The organism is Anaeromusa sp. (assembly GCF_028691475.1).
Lineage (GTDB): Bacteria > Bacillota > Negativicutes > Anaeromusales > Anaeromusaceae > Anaeromusa.
Genome location: NZ_JAQUZF010000143.1, coordinates 1 through 5583 on the forward strand (window position 1 = coordinate 1; position 5583 = coordinate 5583).

The window sequence follows — 5583 nt, forward strand, 5'->3', positions numbered from 1 at the left end:
ACCGCTTGACCAACGGGCCAAAATGGCTCCTCGAGTAGGACTCGAACCTACAACCCCGCGGTTAACAGCCGCGTGCTCTACCGATTGAGCTATCGAGGAATAGTGCCGAATCATCGGCGACGTTTGTTATTATATAGCAGGATGAACCGCTTGGCAATAGGGAATTTATATTTTCTTTGTTGCTGTTTTACTTATTTCGTCTTTGCAGTCAATAATTCTTGCACAAAATTCGGCAACGCAAAACAGCTGCGGTAAATCGATTCATTAAAATACTTTGTCCTGAAAGGCAACGGACGCAAGTCTGCCTCCAAGGGATCCGTCTTTTTAGACCCCATAGTGAAGGAATGCATTCCTCCTGGATACAGAGGAATATAAGCCAGATACATTCTCGCCACAGGGAACAAATCATCCACATCCAACCACAGCCGCCGAATCAGCTCCTGGTGATAAAACGGCGACTCCGTCTGTTGCACAAAAAGGCCGTCCGCTTTTAAAGCCCGGTATACGTCCCGATAAAACGCCTTAGTAAACAAACCCTCGCCAGGACCGATTGGATCCGAGCAATCCACGATAATAACGTCGTACTCGTTTTCCGCTTGGCTCATATGCTGTATACCGTCGCCGATCTTCACTTCCAAGCGCGCTGAATCGGCAATAAGAGCTGCGCTGATTTCCGGTAAAAATTCTTTACAGACATCCACTACCATGCCGTCGATTTCTATCATTTCTACCTTTTCCACGCTTGGATGACGCAACACTTCTCGCGCCGTACCGCCGTCTCCGCCGCCAATAATCAAGATGCGTTTGGGGTTAGGATGTGTGCTCAACGACACGTGAGCCATCATCTCATGATAAATAAATTCATCAAACAAGCTGGTCTGAAATACGCCGTCCAAAACTAACATCCGTCCGAACGGTTCTGATTCCACCACGGCAATCTCTTGAAACGAAGAACGCCCAGAAAACAATGTTTCCTTTATGCGCACCGACATTCCCAGGTGCTGGGTTTGCCACTCTGTCATCCATAAATCCATCATAATCCCCTCCCGCATCGATCATTTAAAATAGAATGCATATAAGTCAAGAGGGGCGCCGCGCACGGTCCCCTCTTGCTAATCGTTTCTATATATAATGATACCGCAATTTGCGGCGCCAGGCTAGCCCTAGAGAGCCTTTTTCCAGCGCGATAAAATCGTCCGCGCCACATAAACCCCGCTAGCGCTGGCTTGAGACAAGCCTCTAGTTACCCCTGCGCCATCTCCGATAGCAAACATGCCTGGTAACTTTGTTTCTAAAAGATTGCTTAATTCCAGCCTAGAACTGTAAAATTTGACTTCTACGCCGTAGAGCAAAGTGTCATTGTTCGCCATGCCGGGGGCAACTTTGTCCAAGGCGTAAATCATTTCAATAATATTGTCCAAATGACGCTTAGGAAGCACTAGACTCAAATCGCCTGGAACTGCATCTAAGGTAGGCCGCGTAAAGCTTTGACCCAGACGGTGTTCATTCGTCCGTCTTCCTTTAATTAAATCTCCGAAGCGTTGTACCAGCACGCCGCCTCCCAACATGTTGGAAAACGAGGCAATGCGCTTGCCATACTGGTGGGGCTCATTAAACGGTTCTGTAAAGCGATTGCTTACAAGCAGCGCAAAATTGGTATTTTTACTATGCAGCGCTTCGTCGCGGTAGCTGTGTCCGTTCACGGTGATGATCCCATCCGTGTTTTCCGCTACCACATAGCCCTTGGGGTTCATGCAGAAGGTGCGTACCAAATCACCATATTGTTTCGTGCGATACACTAGCTTTGCTTCATATACTTCATCCGTAATCTGTTGGAATACTTCTGCAGGAATCTCTACACGCACCCCTACGTCAACCTGATTGTTGAACACAGGCAAATTCAATACATTACATTGCTTTGAAAACCATTCAGCTCCCGCCCGTCCAGGCGCAGCGATTAAAGTATCGCAGCAAAGCTCTTCTATTTCGCCTTTCGCTTTCAGCACAAAGCCTTTATTTTCTCCTTGCGGCAAAATTTCTTCCACTTGCGTGCGAAAGAAAAAGGATACTTTGCCTTTGAGCTCTTCGTAAACATTTTTCAAAATCTGTAGATTGTTTTCGGTCCCCAAGTGCCGTACCGTGCCTTCGAGCAAATGCAGATCATACGCCAAAGCCCGCCGCTTTAAATGACTGTTCTGCGTAGTAAAGCACTCAGAAGGCGCTCCATAGGAGCAATTGACGGCATCAATATAGTAAATCAAGTCCATGACTTCTTCATCATCAAGATACTCATGCAGCCAACCGCCAAACTCGGTCGTCAAATTGTATTTACCGTCGGAAAAAGCTCCCGCGCCGCCAAAGCCGCGCATAATGCTGCAGGGTTTGCAATTGATACACTGCGAAACTTTTTTCTCGGCTATCGGACAGCGGCGATTATAAATGTCCTGTCCTGCTTCCACCAGCGCCACCTTCGGGCATGGATTTTTTAAAGTCAGCTCATACGCTGCAAAAATAGCAGCAGGACCACCACCGATAATAGCAACATCAAATTGACTAGACATGGCAGCCTCCCTTCCTTTGGTTGCACGCTTACTAAGAAACATCCAAACTGCTTCGGCTTCGTCGCCATAGCATCAGCATACGTCCGATTTTACGTATGTATCGGCAGTTTCTTAACGCAACCCGATATATTATACAGAAAGCCACTTTTTAATGCAAGGGTTTTACGCTAGAAACAAGTTTCTCTTAAGTACTTCATAAAAAAGTCAAACTTTTAATAGGCCCATTGTCTTTGCAAAGGTATTTATGTCCTATTACCGAGCAGGATTTTCCTAAAATACTGCGAATTAATTATGTTTAGTATAAGGAGGTGACACCATGAACTGGCGCGATGCCATTGCATATCTGCTCAACAGACTGCGCTTAGATGATATGCAGTCAAGACTGCTTTTCAGCTCCGCTTTACTGGTTTTTACCCCGTTATTGCTGTTACTGCCCTTACAAGAGCGCACCTCTTCTCCCATCTCCGATCCTTCCGTTTATCGGGAATTACAATATATCACAGATATCCAGAACGCCAACGTACAACGTTGGTTCACAGAACAGTCCAGCTTCGTTGAACTCTTAAGCAATCTTCCTTCCGTAAGACAAGGAACCTCTGCAGATATTCAATTAGTTCTGGATGAGACGTTTCGCGTCCAGAGCAACTTTACCGCCTTGACCTTTATCGATGCCAGCGGTATCGCCAGAGCTTCCGTGAATGGCCCTTTAAACCTGTACCTTGGCGACCGCGATTATTTTCAACAAGCCAAGCAAGGCAAAGTTACCTTAAGCAATGTTTTAGTTGATCGCTCCACAGGACGGCCCGTTCTTGTGTTTGCGTCTCCTGTCCATGGCGAAGACGGAACCATTCGCGGCGTTATTACCAGCACAACACAGCTTAGCCGCTTGCAAAACATTTTAACCTCCGTTCATTTTGGGACAACCGGAAAAATGTATATTGCCGCTCCGGACGGTACGGTAATCGCTGGAGCCGCCCTAGACATGCCCAGTTCTCTGATTCGACGCCTAGATGGCTTCAAGCAGGCGCAGCACTCCCAACAAGGCATTGGTACATATACCGACTACTTGGGCCAAAATGTCGTAGCCGTATTTAAACCGTTAGAAATCCATGATTGGATCCTATTTTGCGAAATGGATATAAAGGAAGCGTACCAGCATCATGAAAACAAGCTGCGTTTGCTGCTCATCGGCTTGGGGCTTGTGACAATCCTCGCGCTGCTGCTGCTCTTTTTAGGCCAAGAGATGTTTCTTCGTCCCTTGCGACATTTAATGCATTTAGCAGAAGAATACCGCAAAGGAAATTATATGGCCCGCCTTTCTAAGCAAAATTTGCTTCTGGCTCCTACGGAGCTGCGTCATTTAGGGGAAACACTCAACGCCAATGCGGAAAAGCTTTCTACCATGCTAGAAACCATGGATATTGTCAACAAAGTAGTTACGGAAACTGAAGCGCGCTATCGCACACTGGTAGAAAAATCCATGGTCGGTGTTTACGGTATCTTAGACAATCGCATTATGTACGCAAATCCTCGCCTTGCAGAATTGCTTGGCTATGAGCTCGGCGAACTCAGCGGCGGCATGCCTGTGCATGACATTATTCACCCGGATCACCTCCTTGAAGTGCAGCAACGCATGAAGGACCGCCTCGCAGGCGAACTTGTCGATGAAAATTACGAAGTAAAGCTGATCCGCCGCGACGGCCAGGTTATTTTCGCCGAAATTTACGCCTCTCTCGGCACACTTGGCGGGCAGCCGGCTCTGATCGGCACTATTTTGGATATCAGCGAACGCAAGAAAATGGAAGATGAGTTGCGTCATCTCAGCATGCACGATCAACTTACAGGCCTCTTTAACCGCACCTTCTTTGAAGGAGAAATGCAGCGTTTAAGCAGCAGCCGTCATCCTATCGGCATTGTCATCATTGATGTCAATGGACTCAAATTGATTAACGATACCCTGGGACACGCCAGCGGCGACGCCCTGATCTGCAACGTAGCGTCTCTCTTGCGTCTGCATTTCCGCGGCGACGACATTGTCTCCCGCATTGGCGGCGATGAGTTTGCCGCCCTCTTGCCCAACAGCACCGATCAGCAGCTAGGCAATCTCCTTAAGCGTCTTCGTACAGCAGCCTCAGCCTATAATCAAGAGCATCCGGAACTTCCTTTGAGCATAGCCACAGGGTATGCCATTGCCACTCCGGAGATTACTTCTTTAGAAGATGCTTTCCGCCAAGCGGATAATCACATGTACAACGATAAAAGTCAACATCGCGAATCTGCGCGCCGCCTTATTCTCAACAGCTTCTTACGCAAAGTCCAGGGACGCGAAGGAACACAGCAAAAAGATATTCAGCATATGCAAATGCTGATCACTAAACTGGCGCAAAAGCTTCAACTTCCGGATACTTTAATTCCGCAGCTGCAAGCAGCCGTACGTTATTACGACATCGGCCTCTTGAGCGTCAGCGAGAGCATCCTCTCCTCCAAAGCTTCCCTTAGCGAAGAAGACCGCCGACACATTCGCCGGCATCCAGAGGTAGGGCAACATTTGGTCGAAAGCATCCCCGAACTTTCCGGCATCGGCGACTGGATTCTAAAACACCACGAGCGCTGGGATGGCTCCGGTTACCCCATGGGCTTAAGCGGCGCTAATATCCCGATTGGCGTACGCATGCTCAGTCTGATTGACAGCTATGAAGCAATGCGCCATGACCGCCCTTACCGCCCAGCACTTTCCTTTGAAGAGACAATTGCGGAACTCAAAAGCCAAGCGGGGCGCCAATTTGACCCGCAAATCACAGAAAGTTTTATTACCCTTCTTTACGAGTTGCACGAAAAACAAGTTGAAGCAACTGCGAAAACAAAATAAAGCTCAGCGCATACGCATATGCGCAGCAAAAAGCGGTTCTATAATAAATGTTGGGGTAAGCACGCAAGAGCATGTTTACCTCAACATTTTTTTGCACAAAAAAATGAGCATAAAGTAAATAACTCACATACAATTAAAGTTGCTACACACCAA

3 protein-coding genes and 1 tRNA gene are annotated in these 5583 nt (G+C 47.6%); 1 reads left to right on the top strand and 3 read right to left on the bottom strand.

Annotated features, from left to right (window positions below):
- Positions 1–23 precede the first annotated feature (23 nt).
- The 3 genes from PHF27_RS13050 to PHF27_RS13060 form a co-directional block, all read right to left on the bottom strand.
- Positions 24–99 (bottom strand) — tRNA-Asn (locus tag PHF27_RS13050).
- Positions 100–191: 92 nt separating this feature from the next.
- Complete coding sequence (speE, locus tag PHF27_RS13055; protein WP_300070948.1) at positions 192–1034, bottom strand: polyamine aminopropyltransferase; 843 nt, start codon at positions 1032–1034, stop codon at positions 192–194.
- A 129-nt stretch (positions 1035–1163) separates the two neighbouring features.
- Positions 1164–2561: an NAD(P)/FAD-dependent oxidoreductase gene (locus tag PHF27_RS13060; RefSeq protein ID WP_300070943.1), complete on the bottom strand. Its 1398-nt coding sequence runs from the start codon at positions 2559–2561 to the stop codon at positions 1164–1166.
- 316 nt (positions 2562–2877) lie between these two features.
- Here PHF27_RS13060 and PHF27_RS13065 point away from each other — a divergent pair, with 316 nt between their 5' ends.
- The gene (locus PHF27_RS13065; protein WP_300070945.1) at positions 2878–5430 is read left to right on the top strand and encodes an HD domain-containing phosphohydrolase; all 2553 of its coding nucleotides are present in this window, start codon (positions 2878–2880) and stop codon (positions 5428–5430) included.
- Positions 5431–5583 lie beyond the last annotated feature (153 nt).